The organism is Streptomyces sp. NPDC027189, from assembly GCF_055566975.1.
In genome coordinates this window covers 26,473-42,387 of record NZ_JBVHRI010000045.1, presented here as the reverse complement: position 1 = coordinate 42,387, position 15,915 = coordinate 26,473, and the positions used below count along the sequence as shown (strand labels likewise).

13 protein-coding genes are annotated in these 15,915 nt (G+C 71.5%); 7 read left to right on the top strand and 6 right to left on the bottom strand.

Annotation, left to right across the window (positions count from 1 at the left end; translation table 11 throughout):
• Nucleotides 1-124, bottom strand: a 124-nt coding sequence (locus ACZ4RZ_RS47505) for a helix-turn-helix domain-containing protein (RefSeq protein WP_467753837.1), incomplete at its 3' end; no start/stop codon positions are given.
• A gap of 155 nt (nucleotides 125-279) precedes the next feature.
• Here ACZ4RZ_RS47505 and ACZ4RZ_RS47500 point away from each other — a divergent pair.
• From ACZ4RZ_RS47500 to ACZ4RZ_RS47485, 4 genes are all read left to right on the top strand, one after another.
• Nucleotides 280-1,821, top strand: coding sequence for an aldehyde dehydrogenase family protein (locus ACZ4RZ_RS47500; RefSeq protein ID WP_467753836.1), 1,542 nt, complete (start codon nucleotides 280-282; stop codon nucleotides 1,819-1,821).
• 6 nt (nucleotides 1,822-1,827) lie between these two features.
• The gene (locus ACZ4RZ_RS47495; RefSeq protein ID WP_467753835.1) at nucleotides 1,828-2,928 is read left to right on the top strand and encodes a threonine aldolase family protein; all 1,101 of its coding nucleotides are present in this window, start codon (nucleotides 1,828-1,830) and stop codon (nucleotides 2,926-2,928) included.
• Nucleotides 2,929-3,148: 220 nt separating this feature from the next.
• The gene (locus ACZ4RZ_RS47490; protein WP_467753834.1) at nucleotides 3,149-3,607 is read left to right on the top strand and encodes a pyridoxamine 5'-phosphate oxidase family protein; all 459 of its coding nucleotides are present in this window, start codon (nucleotides 3,149-3,151) and stop codon (nucleotides 3,605-3,607) included.
• A gap of 142 nt (nucleotides 3,608-3,749) precedes the next feature.
• Nucleotides 3,750-5,501 carry an FAD-dependent monooxygenase gene (locus ACZ4RZ_RS47485; protein WP_467753833.1) on the top strand — a complete coding sequence of 584 codons (1,752 nt, stop codon included), beginning with the start codon at nucleotides 3,750-3,752 and terminating at the stop codon, nucleotides 5,499-5,501.
• Between the two features lie 90 nt (nucleotides 5,502-5,591).
• Here ACZ4RZ_RS47485 and hemG read toward each other — a convergent pair whose 3' ends face one another.
• From hemG to ACZ4RZ_RS47470, 3 genes are all read right to left on the bottom strand, one after another.
• A complete protein-coding gene (hemG, locus tag ACZ4RZ_RS47480) occupies nucleotides 5,592-7,070 on the bottom strand; it encodes a protoporphyrinogen oxidase (protein WP_467753832.1) in 1,479 nt (492 codons plus the stop codon).
• A 113-nt stretch (nucleotides 7,071-7,183) separates the two neighbouring features.
• A complete protein-coding gene (locus tag ACZ4RZ_RS47475) occupies nucleotides 7,184-8,644 on the bottom strand; it encodes an FAD-dependent monooxygenase (protein WP_467753831.1) in 1,461 nt (486 codons plus the stop codon).
• 11 nt (nucleotides 8,645-8,655) lie between these two features.
• Nucleotides 8,656-10,179, bottom strand: coding sequence for an FAD-dependent monooxygenase (locus ACZ4RZ_RS47470; protein WP_467753829.1), 1,524 nt, complete (start codon nucleotides 10,177-10,179; stop codon nucleotides 8,656-8,658).
• Between the two features lie 324 nt (nucleotides 10,180-10,503).
• Between ACZ4RZ_RS47470 and ACZ4RZ_RS47465 the strand changes: the two genes are divergently transcribed.
• Nucleotides 10,504-11,232, top strand: coding sequence for an SDR family oxidoreductase (locus ACZ4RZ_RS47465; RefSeq protein WP_467753828.1), 729 nt, complete (start codon nucleotides 10,504-10,506; stop codon nucleotides 11,230-11,232).
• 132 nt (nucleotides 11,233-11,364) lie between these two features.
• A complete protein-coding gene (locus ACZ4RZ_RS47460) occupies nucleotides 11,365-12,312 on the top strand; it encodes an NmrA/HSCARG family protein (protein WP_467753827.1) in 948 nt (315 codons plus the stop codon).
• Here ACZ4RZ_RS47460 and tnpB read toward each other — a convergent pair.
• Nucleotides 12,299-13,612: an IS607 family element RNA-guided endonuclease TnpB gene (gene tnpB, locus ACZ4RZ_RS47455; RefSeq protein ID WP_467753826.1), complete on the bottom strand. Its 1,314-nt coding sequence runs from the start codon at nucleotides 13,610-13,612 to the stop codon at nucleotides 12,299-12,301. The two genes, ACZ4RZ_RS47460 and tnpB, sit on opposite strands and share 14 nt — an antisense overlap.
• A 130-nt stretch (nucleotides 13,613-13,742) precedes the next feature.
• Nucleotides 13,743-14,360 (bottom strand): mycothiol-dependent nitroreductase Rv2466c family protein, encoded by a 618-nt coding sequence (locus ACZ4RZ_RS47450; protein WP_467753825.1) that lies wholly within the window; start codon nucleotides 14,358-14,360, stop codon nucleotides 13,743-13,745.
• A 508-nt stretch (nucleotides 14,361-14,868) separates the two neighbouring features.
• Here ACZ4RZ_RS47450 and ACZ4RZ_RS47445 point away from each other — a divergent pair.
• Nucleotides 14,869-15,897, top strand: a complete 1,029-nt coding sequence (locus tag ACZ4RZ_RS47445; RefSeq protein WP_467753824.1) for a methyltransferase — start codon at nucleotides 14,869-14,871, stop codon at nucleotides 15,895-15,897.
• Nucleotides 15,898-15,915: the final 18 nt, after the last annotated feature.

Genomic DNA, 15,915 nt, shown 5'->3' with positions numbered 1-15,915 from the left:
TACGGGCGGCCAGCGCCAGGTTGTAGACCTTCCGCACACACCCGAACGTGCGCGACAACTCAGCCGCCTGCACATCAGTCGGATAGAAGCGGTACTTGAACGCCCGCTTCACGTGAGTGGCCACATCCCACAAACTAGCAAACCAACTCGTAACTCTCTGCGGGCAGTTGGGCGGTGGACACCGATCCGCCCCGGCGGCGAATCGGCTTTCCCTGCCCTGCTCCGCAGGAGTCCGCTTCCTCTCCGCCCTGAAGGCCGGAGTATCCACGGAGGAATCAGATGACCACGGCAGGACGGCCGGTCCTCGACCCCGCCACCGGTCGCGCCATCACCGGCTTGCCGGAAGCCGACGGCTCGGCGGGACGGCCGGTCCTGGATCCCGCCACCGGCGGCACCGTTACCGGCTTGCCGGTAACCGGCGGTTCGGCGGGACGGCCGGTCCTGGATCCCGCCACCGGGCGCGTCATCACCCGCCTGCCGGACACCGGCGGGCCCGGCGTCGCCGACGCCGTGGCCCGGGCGGACGCGGCGTTCCGCGGGATCTGGGCCGACACCTCCCCGGCCCACCGCAGCGGCCTCCTGCGCGAGCTCGGGAACCTGCTGCGCGACGACCGCGACGAGCTCGCGGCGCTGGAACGGCTGGGCGCGGGCAAGCCCACGGCACGCGCCGTCGGCGAGGTGGACTTCGCCGCCAGGGTGGTCGACTGGTTCGCGGCGGCGGCCCGGTACCCGGTGGGGGAGACCCATCCGACCGGCCCCGGCATGCGCACCTGCACCGACCGTGTGCCGGTGGGTGTGTGCGCGGCGATCTCCCCGAACAACTACCCGCTGCTGCTGGCCGTCTGGAAGATCGCCGCGGCGCTCGCGTACGGCAACACCGTTGTCGTCAAGCCGGCGCCCGAGACACCGCTCTCCACCCGCCGGCTGGTCGACCGCGCCGCCGAACTGCTTCCCGAGGGCGTGCTCACCGCCGTTTACGGCGGCGCCGAGACCGGCCGGCTGCTCTGCGACCATCCTGGCGTCGGCATGGTCTCCTTCACCGGCTCGACGACGGCGGGGCGCGAGGTCGCGCGACGCTGCGCGGACGGCCTCAAGCCCGTCTCACTGGAGCTGGGCGGCAAGAGCCCCGTCATCGTCTTTGGCGACGCCGACCTCGACGCGGCCGCGCGGGCGGTCGTCGCGGGCTTCACCGGCAACACCGGCCAGATGTGCGTGGCCGGGACACGCCTGGTCGTCGACCGGGCCGTGCACGACGACTTCGTCGCCCGCGTGGCCGAGCTGGCCGGCGGCCTCCGGGTCGGCCCGCCGGAGGCCCCCGGAACCGATCTCGGCCCGCTGATCAGCCGGGCGGCCGCCGACCGCGCGGCCGAGGCGGTCGAGGAGGCGGCGGCGCGGGGCGCGGAGGTGATCCTTCCGCCCGGCTGTTCCGAGGTCCGGCACGATCTCGACGGCGGGTTCTTCGTCAACCCGGTCATCGTGGACCGGGCGCCGTCCGACAGCCGTGCCTGGCGCGAGGAGATCTTCGGCCCCGTACTGTCCGTCGCGTCGTTCGACGCCGACGCCGAGGCCCTGGCCCTCGCGCACGACACCGCGTACGGCCTGTCGGCCTCGGTCTGGACGTCGGACGCCGACCGGGTCGAGCGCTTCAGCCGGGCCCTGCGCGCCGGCATGGTGTGGGTCAACACCTGGGGTGACACCGAGGAGACGGTCAGCGTCTCGGGTCTTGGCCAGTCCGGATACGGGCGTGAGCTGGGCATCCACGCGGTGGAGGGCTACACCAGGCCCCGCGCCGTCTGGGTGGCCCACCGGCCGGGGCGGTAGGCCGCGATGGCGCAGACCGGATCCCCACGGCTCGACTTCCGCAGCGACACCCGCACCGTGCCGGACGCGCGGATGCGCGCGGCGATGGCCGCGGCCGAGGTCGGGGACGACGTGTACGGCGACGACCCCACGGTCGCCCTCCTCGAGGAGAGGGCGGCCGAGCTGCTCGGCACCCAGGCCGCGCTGCTCACGCCCACCAGCACGATGGCGAACCTGCTCGCCCCGCTCGCCGCGTTCGGCCCGCCGGGGTCGCCCGCGCCGCGGCTGATCGTCGGCGCCGACACCCACATGGCGTTCCTCGAGTCACCCGGGCTGCGCCGCTTCGGCGGGGCCGAGCTGGTGCTGGTGGACCAGCGTGGCGACGGCCTGCCCGACCTCGACGCCCTGGCCGCGCTGCTCTCCGCCGGAGCGGGCAAGCCGACCGTGGTCTGCCTCGAGAACACGAGCATGATGCGCTCCGGCAACGCCCTCGACGCCTCCGCGATGTGCGCCGTGGCCGCCCTGGCCCACCGCCACGGCGCGCACTTCCACCTCGACGGCGCCCGGCTCGCGAACGCGGCCGTGGCGCTCGACGTCCGTCCCGCGGAGCTGGCGGAGCCCGCGGACAGCGTCGCCTTCTCGGTCTCCAAGGGGCTCGGCGCGCCGGTCGGCGGGCTGCTGTGCGGGTCTCACGAGTACGTCGCCCGCGCCCGTGAGCTGCGGGGGTGGCTGGGCGGCTCCCTGCACCAGGCGGGAGTCGTCGCGGCGCCCGCGCTGGTCGCGCTCGGGCGCCTGCCCGACCTGGCCGCCGATCACGAGACGGCCGCCGCGCTCGCCGCCGGGCTCGCGTCGGTGCCCGGCGTCGAGGTGATGCGCCCGCCGCGCCCGACCAACATGGTCATGGCGCGGCTCGCCGGGCTGACCCCCGAATCGTGCGCCGCGCGCCTGGCCGGCCACGGAGTGCGCGTCCTGCCACTGCCGAACGGTCACGTCCGCTTCGTGACGCACCGGGCACACGACATGATCAGTGTGCGCGAGGCCGTCGGCGCCCTGGCGGCCGTGGGGGCCACGGTGCCCGCGGCAGGCCGACAACCGACGGAGATCTCCCCGGACGGGGACTCTCCCTGACCACCCCTGACCTGACCTGACATGGCTGGAGGAAGCCGATACGCCCGCTTCACGTGAGTGGTCGCATCCCACAAACTAGCAAGCCAACTCGTAACTTTCTGCGGGCAGTTGGAGGGTGGACGCCGATCCGCCCCGGCGGCGCATCGGCTTTCCCTGCCCCGCTCCGCAGGAGTCCGTTCCCTCTCCGCCCTGAAGGCCGGAGTATCCACGGAGGAATCAGATGACACACGTGCCACCGCGTGGGCTGGCAGAGCGGCTGCGGGACACCCGCGCCAGGCTGGAGAACGACGTCGATCTCTGGGTCGCCACATCGGGCGCCTCGGGCGGCGTCCACCTCATCCCGCTCTCCTACCTCTGGGACGGGACCGCGTTTTTGATCTCGACGCCGCGGACCTCGGTCACCGGCCGCAACCTGCTGGCGGATGACCGGGTGCGGCTTGGCATCGGCCCGACGCGCGACGTCGTCGTCGTCGACGGCGTCGCGGAGCCGGTGGACGTCGCCGAGCTCGGTGAGAAGACGGCCGACGCGTTCGCCGCCAAGACCGGGTTCGACCCGCGTCTCGAGGACGACGCGCCCTACCAGTACTTCCGGATCAGGCCGCGGCGGACCCAGGCCTGGCGGGAGGCGAACGAGCTGGCGGGACGCGCCCTCATGCGCGACGGAGCCTGGCTCGGCTGACCACAGGGCCCCTGGCCCCTCCGCCCCGTCGGCCGGCCGTACGGCCGGCGAAGGGCGAGGTCCAGTCGTTCTTGACCGGTGCTGAAGAGGGCTTTGACAGGCTGCGATCGGCAAGGCATCTGTCAATTCTGGAGGGGCGAATATGGGAGCCATCGAGGTTCCGGTCCTGATCGTGGGCGGCGGCGGATGCGGTTTGTCCGCCTCCGTTTTCCTGGCCGACCAGGGCGTCGAACATCTGCTGGTGGAACGGCACCCGGACACATCGAGGATTCCGAAGGCGCACTATCTCAACCAGCGCACGATGGAGATCTTCCGCCGGCACGGGATCGCCGACGACGTGTTCGCGCAGGCGGCGCCGCTGGAGCTGTTCGGCAAGGTGCGCTGGCAGACCACGCTCGCCGGCGACGGGCCGATGGACCGGCGCCTGATCCATGAGATGGATGCCTTCGGCGGCGGTGAGCTGCGCGAGAGCTACGCGGCGGTCGGGCCCGTGCTGCCCGCCAAGCTGCCGCAGATGTGGCTGGAGCCGATCCTGCGCCGCCACGCGGAACAGCGCAGTCCCGGGCGGATCCTCTTCCACCACGAGGTGACCACGTTCTCCGACGAGGGCGACCACGTCCGCGCCGAGGTGCGCAACACCGAGACCGGTGAGATCACCACGGTCAAGGCGCAGTACCTCATCGGCGCCGACGGCGGCCGCATGGTCGGACCCGCGGTCGGCATCGAGATGCAGGGACCGCCCGGGCTGGTCAACACCACGACCGCGTACTTCTCCGCCGATCTGTCCCAGTGGTGGGAGGAGGGCACGCTCATCACGCACTTCCTCAGCCCGGAGGACCCCGACCTCTCCAGCAACCTCATCGAGATGGGACCGAGCTGGGGGAAGGCCTGCGAGCAGTGGGGTCTGCACTTCGCCCCCGGCCCGCCCGGCCGCTGGGACGCGGAGACGGTCGTCCCCAGGATCCGTGAGCTCCTGCGCCTGCCGGACCTGGAAGTGACGGTGCACAAGGTGACGGACTGGATCGTGCACGCGCACCTCGCCGACCGCTACCGGGTCGGCCGGGTGCTGATCGCCGGTGACGCCGCACACCGCCAGCCCCCCGCCGTCGGACTCGGCCTCAACACCGGCATCCAGGACGCGCACAACCTCGCGTGGAAGCTGGCCGCGGTGCTCAGCGGCCTCGCCCCCGACAGCCTGATCGACACCTACGAGGCCGAGCGCCGGCCCGTGGGCAGGGAGAACGTCGACTGGGCGACGTCCGCCGCCGGCCACCACCAGGCGGTCATGGATGCCATCGGCGTCGGCCACAACATCCCCGCCGGGCGCCGTGGGCAGCGCCTCCAGGCGTACTTCGACCCGTCCCCGCTCGGTGACACCGTGCGGACCCGCGCCCTGGAGATCTTCCACACCCACCGTGGCGGATGCCAGGCGCTCGACATGGAGGTCGGCTTCGGCTACGAGGCCGGCGCGATCGTCCCCGACGGCAGCGAGCCGCCGGTCCGCGTCCCCATGCGCAATGTGCACCAGCCCACCTCCCGCCCCGGGCACCGGCTGCCGCACGCCTGGATCACCCGGGACGGCGAGCGCCTGTCCACGCTCGACCTCCCCGGCACGACCGGCTTCACGCTGATCACCGGTCCGGAGGGGACGCCGTGGTGCGAGGCGGCCGCGCGGGTGGCGGAGAAGTTCTCGATCCCGATCGCCACGGCCCGCATCGGCGCCGGCGCCGAGTTCGCCGACGTGGACGGCGGGTGGGAGGCCGTCCGCCAGATCACCGACGCCGGCGCGATCGTGGTGCGCCCCGACCAGCACGTCGCCTGGCGCAGCACAGCGGGCAGCGAGAACCCGGAGCAGGCTCTGGCGGAGGTGTTCGCCGCTCTCCTGGACCGTTGAGCGCGCGAGGGGAAACGAGAAGTGGCCGTGCCCGATGGTCGGGCACGGCCACTTCTGTGCCCGGAACGGATCCGTTCCGGGCGGACTTCCTCAGACTCCGACCGCGACCGAACGGGCGGCGGCGTCCGTCGTCAGCCAGGTGAGGACCTGGTCGGCGGCCTTGCGTGCGGTGGCCATGCAGACACCGACGCCCACGCCGTCGTACAGGGCGCCGCACACCGCGAGTCCGGGCTGGGCCGCCACCGCCTCACGGATCCGCTGCACCCGGTCCAGATGGCCGACGGTGTACTGCGGCAGGGCGTCGGCCCAGCGGCTCACCCGGGTCGCCACCGGGACGCCGCTCACGCCGGTGGCCTCGGCGAGCTCGGCCGCCGCCAGGGCGACGAGATCGGCGTCGTCGCGCTGCAGCAGGTGCTCCTCGCCGAATCGCCCGAGCGAGCAGCGGACGATCTCCACCTCGCCCGCCAGGTGCGGCCACTTCACGGTGGTGAACGTGACCTCCTTGACCGCCTTGCCCTCCACCGCGGGCACCCGGTAGGCGGCGTATCCGCGGCCGGAGAGCCCGCCGGGGAACGCCGCGCGGGGATAGGCGAGGGTGACCATCGCCACGCTCGAGTACGGGACCTCGGCGAGCGCCGAGACGGCGGAGGCGGTCCCGGACACCCCGGCGAGCAGGCCGCTCGCGGGGCCGGCCGGAACGGCGACGACGACGGCGTCCGCGTCGATGTGCTCCGGGTCGGTGACCGGGCCCACGGTCACCCGCCAGCCGCCCGCGCTGCGCGCGAGCTTTCTGACCGCGGCCCCGGTGCGCACGGACGCGTCCGGCGCGGCGGCCAGCACCTCCCGCACGAGCACGGGGGGCAGCGAACCGAACCCGCCGGCAAGGGTCGCGACGCTCACCGGCGGCGGCTTCTCCCCCTCGGCGAGCTGCGGCGTCAGCGAGCCCGCCGCGTCCGCCAGCGAGACGTGCGCGTGGGACGCCTTGGCCAGCGGGGTCAGCGTGGCCTCGAACGACAGGTCCTCGGCACGGCCGGAGAACACACCGGCGAGGAACGGGTCGACGAGGCGGTCCACGACCTCCTGGCCGAGCCGCCCTCCGACAAAGTCCGCGACCGAGACGTCGCCGTCCCGGTCGAACGAGGGAAGGACGAGGTCCTGCCGCGCCCGGTCGAGCCCTGCGGCGGACAGCACGCCGGACCTGCCGAGGTCGTCCATGTCGCAGGGCACGCCCATGAACTGACGGTCCGGCTGCTGCCGGATGCCGCCCCTGGTCCAGATCGCCGACGCGGTGACGCCCGCCGACATGATCCGGTCGCCGAGCCCGGCCTCCTTGACCAGCCCGGTGGTCTTGCGGCGGTTGGCGTACAGCGACTCGGCGCCCTCATCGACCGCGACACCCGCCACCTCGGAGACCGACAGCTTCCCGCCGATCCGCGACGATCCCTCCAGGACCGTCACCCGGACCGGCTCGTTGCGCAGATAGAACGCCGCCGCCAGTCCCGCGATACCACCCCCGATGATGACCACATGGGGTTTTCCACTCGCTTGATCCCGTTCGCTGCCAGCCATTCCACCAGATCCTTCATGGTTAGTGTCGTAGAGGCCGTCTCGGCGCCGACGGTCGGCGTCGGGACAGGTTTTGGCAGTCTGGCCGGGGGCTCCGGACCCCCGGTCGAGAGCGCCTAGGGCCGCCGGGTGGTGCCGAACCAGCGGTCGAGGGCCTGGGTGAGGTCGTCGGTGCTGCCGGGGGAGGTCCAGGCGACGTAGCCGTCGGGGCGGATGAGGACCGTCTCGAGTGCGGGGTCGGGGTCGGTGGTCCAGGTCCCGGTGATGACGTCGAGCCGGTCGGGGAGGCCTTCGGCGGGCTGTGGCGTCGTGTTGTTCGTGGTGATGAGCAGGCCGTGTCCGGTGTGCAGGAGGTCGGCGACGCGGGTGCGGGTGCCGTCGGGCAGGGTGAGTTCGCGCTCGGGCGGCATGCGCAGGCCGAGCAGCGGGTGCTCGCCCTTGCCCAGGTCGTAGCGGATGCCGAGGTTGCTCAGCATTCCGGCCAGGTGGCCGGCGGCGTCCTTGTGGGCGACCAGCTCGCCCATGACCTCGCGCACCGGGTCCATGTCCTCGCCGGTGAGCCGCAGTTCGATGGCCGCGCGGGCGTTGCGCGCCAACTGCTCCCCGATGGGGTGGCGTTCGCCGTGGTAGGTGTCGAGCAGCCCTTCGGGGGCCCGGCCCGTGACCGCCGCCGCCAGCTTCCAGCCGAGGTTCACCGCGTCCTGGACGCCCACGCTCAGCCCCTGCGCCATGGCCGGGGGCTGCACGTGCGCGGCATCGCCCGCCAGGAACACCCGGCCGCGCCGGTACTCGGCGGCGGCCCGTGAGGCATCGGTGAAGCAGCTGATCCAGCGGCACTGCCCGTGGTGGATGGACTCGCCGGTGAGCCGCTGCCAGGCATCGGCGAGGTCGGCATAGGTGAGGCAGTCACGATCGCGCGGCGGCGTGCCGGCCTCGTGGACGACGACCCGGGTGACGCCGTTCTCCAGGTCCATCGCCATGATCATGCTGCCGCCCGGCAGGTTCTCGCCGATGCGCCGCTTGCGCGTGTCGATCCCGGTGACGTCGGCCGTGAGGAAGCCGCGCCGGCCGTCGGAGCCGGGGAAGCCGATCCCGGCCAGTTTGCGGACGGAGCTGCGCCCGCCGTCGCAGCCGACCAGGTACGCGGCCCTCTCCTCGCCGGGTCCGTCGGGGCCGGCGAAGCAGACCACGACGCCCTCGGGGGTCTCCTGGAAGCCGGTCACCTCGTAGCCGCGCAGGACCGGCACGCCGAGCTCGCTCACCCAGCCCTCCAGCATCCGCTCGGTGCGGAACTGGGAGATCCCCCGGTGCCCGTAGTGGTCCTCCGCCAGCATGCCGAGGTCGATCGGCACCCCGCCGAAGTGGCTGTCGGCGGGCTCGGTCTCGCCGAGCCTGCCGAGCAGGCCCCGCTGGTCGAAGCACTCGGCGGTGCGTTTGGTGAAGCTCGCGCCGCGCGACTCCCGCGGCGGGGCGGGAAGCCTCTCGTAGACGACGACGTCCACGCCGCCGAGCTTGAGTTCGCCCGCCATCATCAGCCCGACCGGGCCCGCGCCGACGACGATCACATCCCTGGCCATACGTACGCTCCTCATCGATCGATGCCGCAGACGGTGACCGGCCCCCGGGCCCGGGGCCCACGGGCCGGGGGCCGCCGGGTGGTGCCGAACCAGCGGTCGAGGGCCTGGGTGAGGTCGTCGGTGCTGCCGGGGGAGGTCCAGGCGACGTAGCCGTCGGGGCGGATGAGGACCGTCTCGAGTGCGGGGTCGGGGTCGGTGGTCCAGGTCCCGGTGATGACGTCGAGCCGGTCGGGGAGGCCTTCGGCGGGCTGTGGCGTCGTGTTGTTCGTGGTGATGAGCAGGCCGTGTCCGGTGTGCAGGAGGTCGGCGATGCGGGTGCGGGTGCCGTCGGGCAGGGTGAGTTCGCGCTCGGGCGGCATGCGCAGGCCGAGCAGCGGGTGCTCGCCCTTGCCCAGGTCGTAGCGGATGCCGAGGCCGCTGACGATCCCGGCGACCTGCTCCGCCGCTCCCTTGTGGGCCAGCAGCTCGCCCATGACCTCGCGGACCGGGTCCATGGCGTCCTCGCCGAGGTAGATCTTCGACGCCGCCCGGGCGTTGCGGATCAACTCCCGCCCGACGGGGTGGCGTTCGCTGTGGTAGGTGTCCAGCAGGCCCTCGGGGGCCCGGCCCGTGACCGTCGCCGCCAGCTTCCAGCCGAGGTTCACCGCGTCCTGGAGTCCGGCGCTGAGCCCCCACGCGGCCAGCGGCGGGATCTCGTGCGCGGCGTCGCCCGCCAGGAGCACCCGGCCGCGCCGGTACTCCTGGGCCAGCGCGGCGGAGTTGCCGCAGGCCCACAGCCACTGGGGCTCCGCGTGGCCGATGGACTCACCGGTGAGCCGCTGCCACGCGTCGGCGACCTGCGCGAACGTCAGCGAACCCGGGTCCGGACGGGCAGGCAGGGCCAGGTCGTGGATGACGACGCGGTAGCGGCCTTCGCCCAGCGGAGTGCACACCACCATGCTGCCGCCGGGAAGACGCTCGCCGATGGGCCGGGGGCGCAGGGCGACACCGGTGATCTCCGCGGTGTACATGCCCCGGGTGGCCTCCCAGCCGGGAGCCGGGATTCCGGCCAGCGCACGGACGGTGCTTCCCGCGCCGTCGCAGCCGACCAGGTACGCGGCCCTCTCCTCGCCGGGTCCGTCCAGGCCGGCGAAGCAGACCACGACGCCCTCGGAGCTCTCGCGCACTGCGGTCACCTCGTGGCCGCGGCGCACCGGGACGCCGAGCTCGGCCAGCCAGCCGCTCAGCGCCTCCTCGGTCCTGGCCTGGGACAGGCCCAGCACTCCGCTGTGGTCCTCATCGAGCATGCCGAGGTCGAAGCGGACCCCGCCGAAGTGTCCCATCGGGCCCCACCGGAACTCGCCCAGGCGGGGGAGCAGCCCGCGCTGTCCCAGAGACTCGGCAGCCCGCCTGTTGAAGCCGAGGGCACGCGATTCCCCGGCCGGGGCGGGCAGCTTGTCGTAGACGGCCACGTCCACTCCGCCCAGGCGGAGTTCTCCGGCCAGCATCAGGCCGACAGGCCCTGCACCGACCACTATCACGTCAGTTGTTTTCATTTTTTAAGGCCCTCTGCACTGTGGCATTAGTTGGCCATTGTGAAGCTACCCAGCGCTATGTTCGACCGCAATGAGTTGAAATTCGCGAGCGCCGGTGGAGCGTTCGACCGCGGAATCAGCGTGCTTGAACGCGATATTGAACACTTGAACGCGGAGTCTGCACGGCAGCAACATCGGAGGTGCCCTCGGGTTTTGCTTCTCACTACTGTGAATGCACGCGTAATTAAGGCTCTCGAAAGCATGCCGCCCGCCGTCCCGTTCATCGCGCGGCGGACCGTTGCCGGCGCGCTTGAAGCGGAACGCCCATCACGAAAGGAAGAAGACGTGCCGGTCGAGAAGATCGCGCTCATCACGGGTGCCAACAAGGGCATCGGATTCGCCATCGCGCGACAGCTCGGTGAGCAGGGGATCGTCGTCATCGTCGGTGCGAGGGACGAGGTGCTCGGCAAGCAGGCCGCCGACGCACTGGCCGGCGACGGCATCACCGCGATGCCGCTCCGGCTCGACGTGAGGGACCCGGCTTCGGTGGCCGAGGCCGCCCGCGAGATCGAACGGCGGTACGGACGCCTGGACATCCTGGTGAACAACGCCGGCGTCGCGGGCGGCTTCACCGGCACGCCCAGCGAGGCGACCGCCGCCGACCTGCGGGAGGTCTACGAGACCAACGTCTTCGGCGTGGTCACCGTGACCCACGCGATGCTGCCGCTGCTGCGCCGCTCCCCGGCCGGCCGCGTCGTCAACCTGTCCAGCCATGCGGGGTCGCTGACCCTGAACGCGGATCCGGGTTCCCCGCTGGCGGGCGTCAACATGATCGCCTACCAGTCCTCGAAGACCGCGCTGAACGCGGTCACGGTCGCGTACGCGAAAGAGCTGCGAGGGACCCCGATCAAGGTCAACGCCGCCCTCCCCGGAGTGGTGGCCACGGACATCAACCACCACCGCGGTCACCGGACACCCGCCGAAGGGGCCGTGATCGTGGTCCGGCTCGCCCTGCTGGACGAGAGCGGCCCGTCGGGCGAGTGCCTGGCGGATGACGGATCCATTGCGTGGTAGCGCGGAACGCACCGACCGGGGCAGCCATGCCGGCGGCCTGATCCCCCGAGGGATCGCGGCCGTTCGCGGCCATCACATCTGATCGCAAAAGCCGGGCCAGGACCCGGCGGGCACGAGACACGGAGGCAGACAGTGGCGGTTGAAGGAACGATCCTGGTGCTGGGCGGTACCGGCCGGCAGGGCGGGGCGGTGGCCCGCGAACTGCTGCGGCGCGGGCGAACCGTGCACGCCCTGGTCCGCGACCCGGGCAAGGAGGAGGCGCGGGCGCTCGAGGAGGCGGGCGCGGTCCTCGTCCGCGGCGACATGGACGACGAGGCGTCGCTGCCGGCGGCGATGAAGGACGTCCACGGGGTGTTCAGCGTCCAGACCTTCCGGGGCCCCGGCGGGGTCGAGGCCGAGGAGCGGCAGGGCCGGGCGGTGGCCGACGCCGCGGCCCGGGCCGGGGTGAAGCACTTCGTCTACAGCTCGGTCGGCGGCGCGGACCGGGACACCCGTGTCCCGCACTTCGAGAGCAAGCTGAGGATCGAGCGACACCTGCAGACGCTCGATCTGCCGACGACCGTGCTGCGGCCGGTCATGTTCCACGACATCCTCCTCGACATCGCCCCGCGCCCGGTGCAGGGCGAGCTCGTCCTGTCCCTGTGGCTGGACCCCGAGACCCCGGTGCAGCTCATCGCGACCAGTGACATCGGCGCGTTCGCCGCGGACGCCTTCGAGAACCCGGATGCCTGGCTCGGCCGGGTGGTCGAGATCGCCGGTGACGTGCTGACCGGACCGCAGATGGCCGCCGCGTTCGAGGCCGTGTCCGGCGTCCCGACCCGCTTCCAGCAGCTGCCCATCGAGCCGCTGCGCGCGGCCCGCGCAGACCTCGCCAACATGTTCGACTGGTTCGAGCGCGACGGCTACCACGCCGACCTGGCCGAACTCCGCCGGAACAGGCCCGACCTCGTCTCCCTGGAGACCTGGCTGAGCGACAACTGGACCGCCGTTCACCGAGTTTCTACGAATCTCAGTGATTCGCCCATTGCTGGGCGAAGGTCCCCGTCTCACTCAATACCGGGAGGTGTCAATGCGGGGTAGACGCTTCAATGCCACCGGCCCCGCGGGACGGGGTCTTACGGTCGGCTCCACGTCCGTTTTCTGTCTCCGGGCCACTCCCGGCGACGTGCCGCTTCACGAGCGCGGCGAGGTTCAGTGCCGCGTTCTCGTCCCGGTCGAGGACGAGTCCGCAGTGTTCGCACACGTACATCCGTATCCGCAGAGGCAGTTTGGGTGTCACTGCCTGGCATCCGGAACACGTCTTGCTGCTGGGGAACCAGCGGTCCGCGACTTCGAGCGTTCCGCCGTTCCACTGGGTCTTGTAGGCGAGTTGACGCCGGATCCCGCCGAACCCGGCGTCGGCCACGACGCGGGCGAGTCTGCGGTTCTTGAGCATCCCCGAGACGTTGAGGTCTTCCACCACGATCGTGCCGTACTCGCGGGCCAGGCTGGTGGTGAGCTTGTGGAGCGCGTCCCGCCGCAGGTTCGCGGTGCGGTAGTGCACCCGGTTGCGGGCCGCATTCGCGCGCTGCCAGCGCTTCGAGGGCTGCTGCCCGGTGCGCCGGTCAGGGCCCAGGCGGCGGGCGACCGTACGGGACAGGCGGCCGAGCTTGCGGCGCGCGGTGTCGTAGTGCTTGGGATTCTCGGCGGCCGGGCGGCCGTCGGAGAACACCGCGAGGTGCCTGATGCCCAGGTCGACGCCGAGGACCGAGTCCGCCCGGCCCGGGGTAGTCTCGGCGCGCTCGACTTCGCAGGTGAAGGACACGAACCAGCGGCCCGCCTCGCGGCGGACGGTCGCCGACTTCACCACCGCCCTACCGGTCATGATCCGGCGGTGCAGCTTCCGTGTGGACTCATGCGTCTTGATCGTTCCCAGGACCGGGAGCGTGACGTGCCTGCGGTCGTCTTCCAGGCGGATCGTGCCGGTGGTGAACCGAACCGACGCCATGGTCTTCCGCTTCGACTTGTAGCGAGGAAAGCCCATCCGCGGGCCCTTGCGCTTGCCGCGCTTGGAATCGGACCAGTTCTTCAAGGCCCGGGCGAGCTGGTCCAGCCCGGTGGTGTACGCCTCCTTCGAGCACTCCGCCCACCACGGCGCCACCTCGCTCTTCGCTGCGTTCCAGGCCTTGCGCAGGGAATACATCGACCAGCCGAACGACGGCGTCAGATCGTCCTCGGCAATGCCGTAGGACCCCTCCGCCTCCCGCTGCCCGAGGTTCGCCTTCACCTGCGCGAGACCCCAGTTGAACGCCACCCGGGCCGCACCGGCATGCCGCAGCAGCGCGCCGACCTGACCAGGCGTCGGGTCCAGCGCAAACCGGTAGGCATGCGTGACGATCACCCGGTCAGGCTACCGGCCGCCACCGACAACACCCCGACCAGTAACAGAAGTTGACAAACGCTGAGATTCGATGACGAAGCCCGCAGCAGTTACGAACCCGCTGGTCGCGTCACGGCGCTGACGGCGGAGCTCAGGTGAAGATCGGATCCCGGGTGCGGGTGCGCTTGAGTTCGAAGAACCCGTCGGTCCCGGCCACGGCGAGCACACCGTCCCAGAGCTTCACCGCGGCCTCACCGCGCGGGGTCGGCGTCACCACCGGGCCGAAGAACGCCACGTCCCCCACCGCGACGACAGGTGTGCCCACATCGGTACCGACGCGGCCGATGCCGTCGTTGTGCGAGGCGCGCACCGCGCTGTCGAACGCGTCGGATCCGGCCGCGTCGGCCAGGGCGGGGTCGAGGCCCGCGGCGGCCAGGGCGGCCGCGTAGGTGGACCGCTCCTTGGGCGCCTTCTCGAGATGGAACCGGGTGCCGAGTTCGGTGTACAGCCGGCCCAGCGCCCCGGAGCCGTGCTTTCGCCCGGCGGCGGCGCAGACCCGCACCGGCTCCAGTCGCAGAGCCAGGTCCCGGTGCCAGCGCTCGGGCAGGTCGGCACGTCCCTCGTTGAGCATGGTCAGGCTCATGAGGTGCCAGCGGAGCTCAAGGGGCCGTCGCCGTGCGACCTCGAGAATCCAGCGGGAGGTCAGCCACGCCCAGGGGCAGGTCGGGTCGAACCAGAAGTCCACTGGGGTCGGGGTGTCGTGCCGCAACGGGGCCTCCTCGATGTGTCTGTGGGATCGCGATCAGTGGTGGTGAGGCCTGCGCAGACATGCATCGCCTGCGCGGTCACGGGCGCCCGGCACGTCGCCCTGCTTGCCGCAAGGTCGACCCCAGCCGCGCTCGACCAGGACGCGCGTCAGCGGGGCGACGCTGTTCAGGACGCGCGTCAGCGGGACGGCGCTGTTCGGGCCGGCGTCGATCACGTCGTACCGGGGACCCGGTGCCCCCGACCGCTCGTGCCACCGGTGATCAGCGCTGTCTGCCCTGCCCTGTCCGCTATTTCACCCGGCCCTTCTCGGGGTCCATATGGGGCCGGAACAACTTGACAAGGCGGGCCGGATTACCGGTGGAGCGGCGGTGGAAGTGACTCTGTTCAACCGCTTAAATTCTCCGGTTGAACGTTCGAGGGGACAATTCCAATAATGCCGGAGTTGCGGGTCTGAGAAGCGCCGACCTATCGTCTGGAACCCGCGAAAAGGGCGCTCTGAAAGGAAATTCATGTCCGCATTGTCCGAGGTCCGTGACCAGTCCGACTCGTACGCGCTGCTCAATCTGATTCAGGGTGCTGTGATCACCCAGGCGATTTCCGTCGCGGCCAAGCTGGGCATTGCGGATGTCCTTGCCGACGGACCGCTGTCCGTCGAGGACATCGCGGGGCGGGTCGGGTCCGACCCCAAGGCGACCCACCGGATCCTGCGCGCGCTCTGCGGCCACGGGGTGTTCGCGGTCCGTGGCGACGGCCGGTTCGAGAACACGCCGCTGTCCGACAAGCTCCGTGACGACGTGCCGGACTCGATGCGCGGCTTCGCCCTGCTGATGAGCCACCCCCTGCTGCACGAGGAGTGGGGCCACCTGTTCACCACCGTGGAGACCGGCGAGCCCAACCTGCCGAAGCTGCGCGGCATGGGCGCGCTGGACTTCTTCCACGCGACCCCCGAATACGCGAGCGTGTTCTTCAAGGCGTTCGGCGAGCTCTCGGAGTCGGAGACCGACCCGATCCTGGCTGCCTACGACTTCTCCCAGTTCCACACGGTCGTGGACGTCATCGCAGGTCGCGGCAACCTCCTGGCGGGCATCCTCCAGCAGGCGCCGAACGTCAAGGGCGTGCTGTACGACTCCGAGGTGGCGACCGTGGACTCGCCCGCGCTCTTCGAGGCGGCCGGGGTCGCGGACCGGCTCACGATCGAGCACGGCGGCTACCTCGACAAGCTGCCGGCGGGCGGTGACGCCTACCTGTTCAAGCACATCATCCACGACTTCTCCGAGGCCGACGCCGTGACGGCGCTGCGCAACGCGCGCCAGGCGATCGGCCCCGACGGCAAGCTGCTCGTCATCGAATACGTGCTCCCCGAGAACAACGAGCAGCACCTCGGCCACACCATCGACCTCTGGCTGATGCTGATGCTCGGTGCCCAGGACCGCACGCTGGCCGAGTACACCGAGCTGTTCGCCAAGGCCGGCTTCAAGGTCACCAGGGCCGTCCCCACCACCGCGCCGATCTCGGTCATCGAGGCGATCCCGGCCTGATTCCCGGCGGGCGAAGCC

Bases quoted from the DNA above. Each gene is read 5' to 3' on its own strand.
- ACZ4RZ_RS47500 (WP_467753836.1), top strand. From the start codon at position 280: ATGACCACGGCAGGACGGCCGGTCCTCGACCCCGCCACCGGTCGCGCC.
- ACZ4RZ_RS47495 (WP_467753835.1), top strand. From the start codon at position 1,828: ATGGCGCAGACCGGATCCCCACGGCTCGACTTCCGCAGCGACACCCGC.
- ACZ4RZ_RS47490 (WP_467753834.1), top strand. From the start codon at position 3,149: ATGACACACGTGCCACCGCGTGGGCTGGCAGAGCGGCTGCGGGACACC.
- ACZ4RZ_RS47485 (WP_467753833.1), top strand. From the start codon at position 3,750: ATGGGAGCCATCGAGGTTCCGGTCCTGATCGTGGGCGGCGGCGGATGC.
- hemG (WP_467753832.1), bottom strand. From the start codon at position 7,070: ATGGCTGGCAGCGAACGGGATCAAGCGAGTGGAAAACCCCATGTGGTC.
- ACZ4RZ_RS47475 (WP_467753831.1), bottom strand. From the start codon at position 8,644: ATGGCCAGGGATGTGATCGTCGTCGGCGCGGGCCCGGTCGGGCTGATG.
- ACZ4RZ_RS47470 (WP_467753829.1), bottom strand. From the start codon at position 10,179: ATGAAAACAACTGACGTGATAGTGGTCGGTGCAGGGCCTGTCGGCCTG.
- ACZ4RZ_RS47445 (WP_467753824.1), top strand. From the start codon at position 14,869: ATGTCCGCATTGTCCGAGGTCCGTGACCAGTCCGACTCGTACGCGCTG.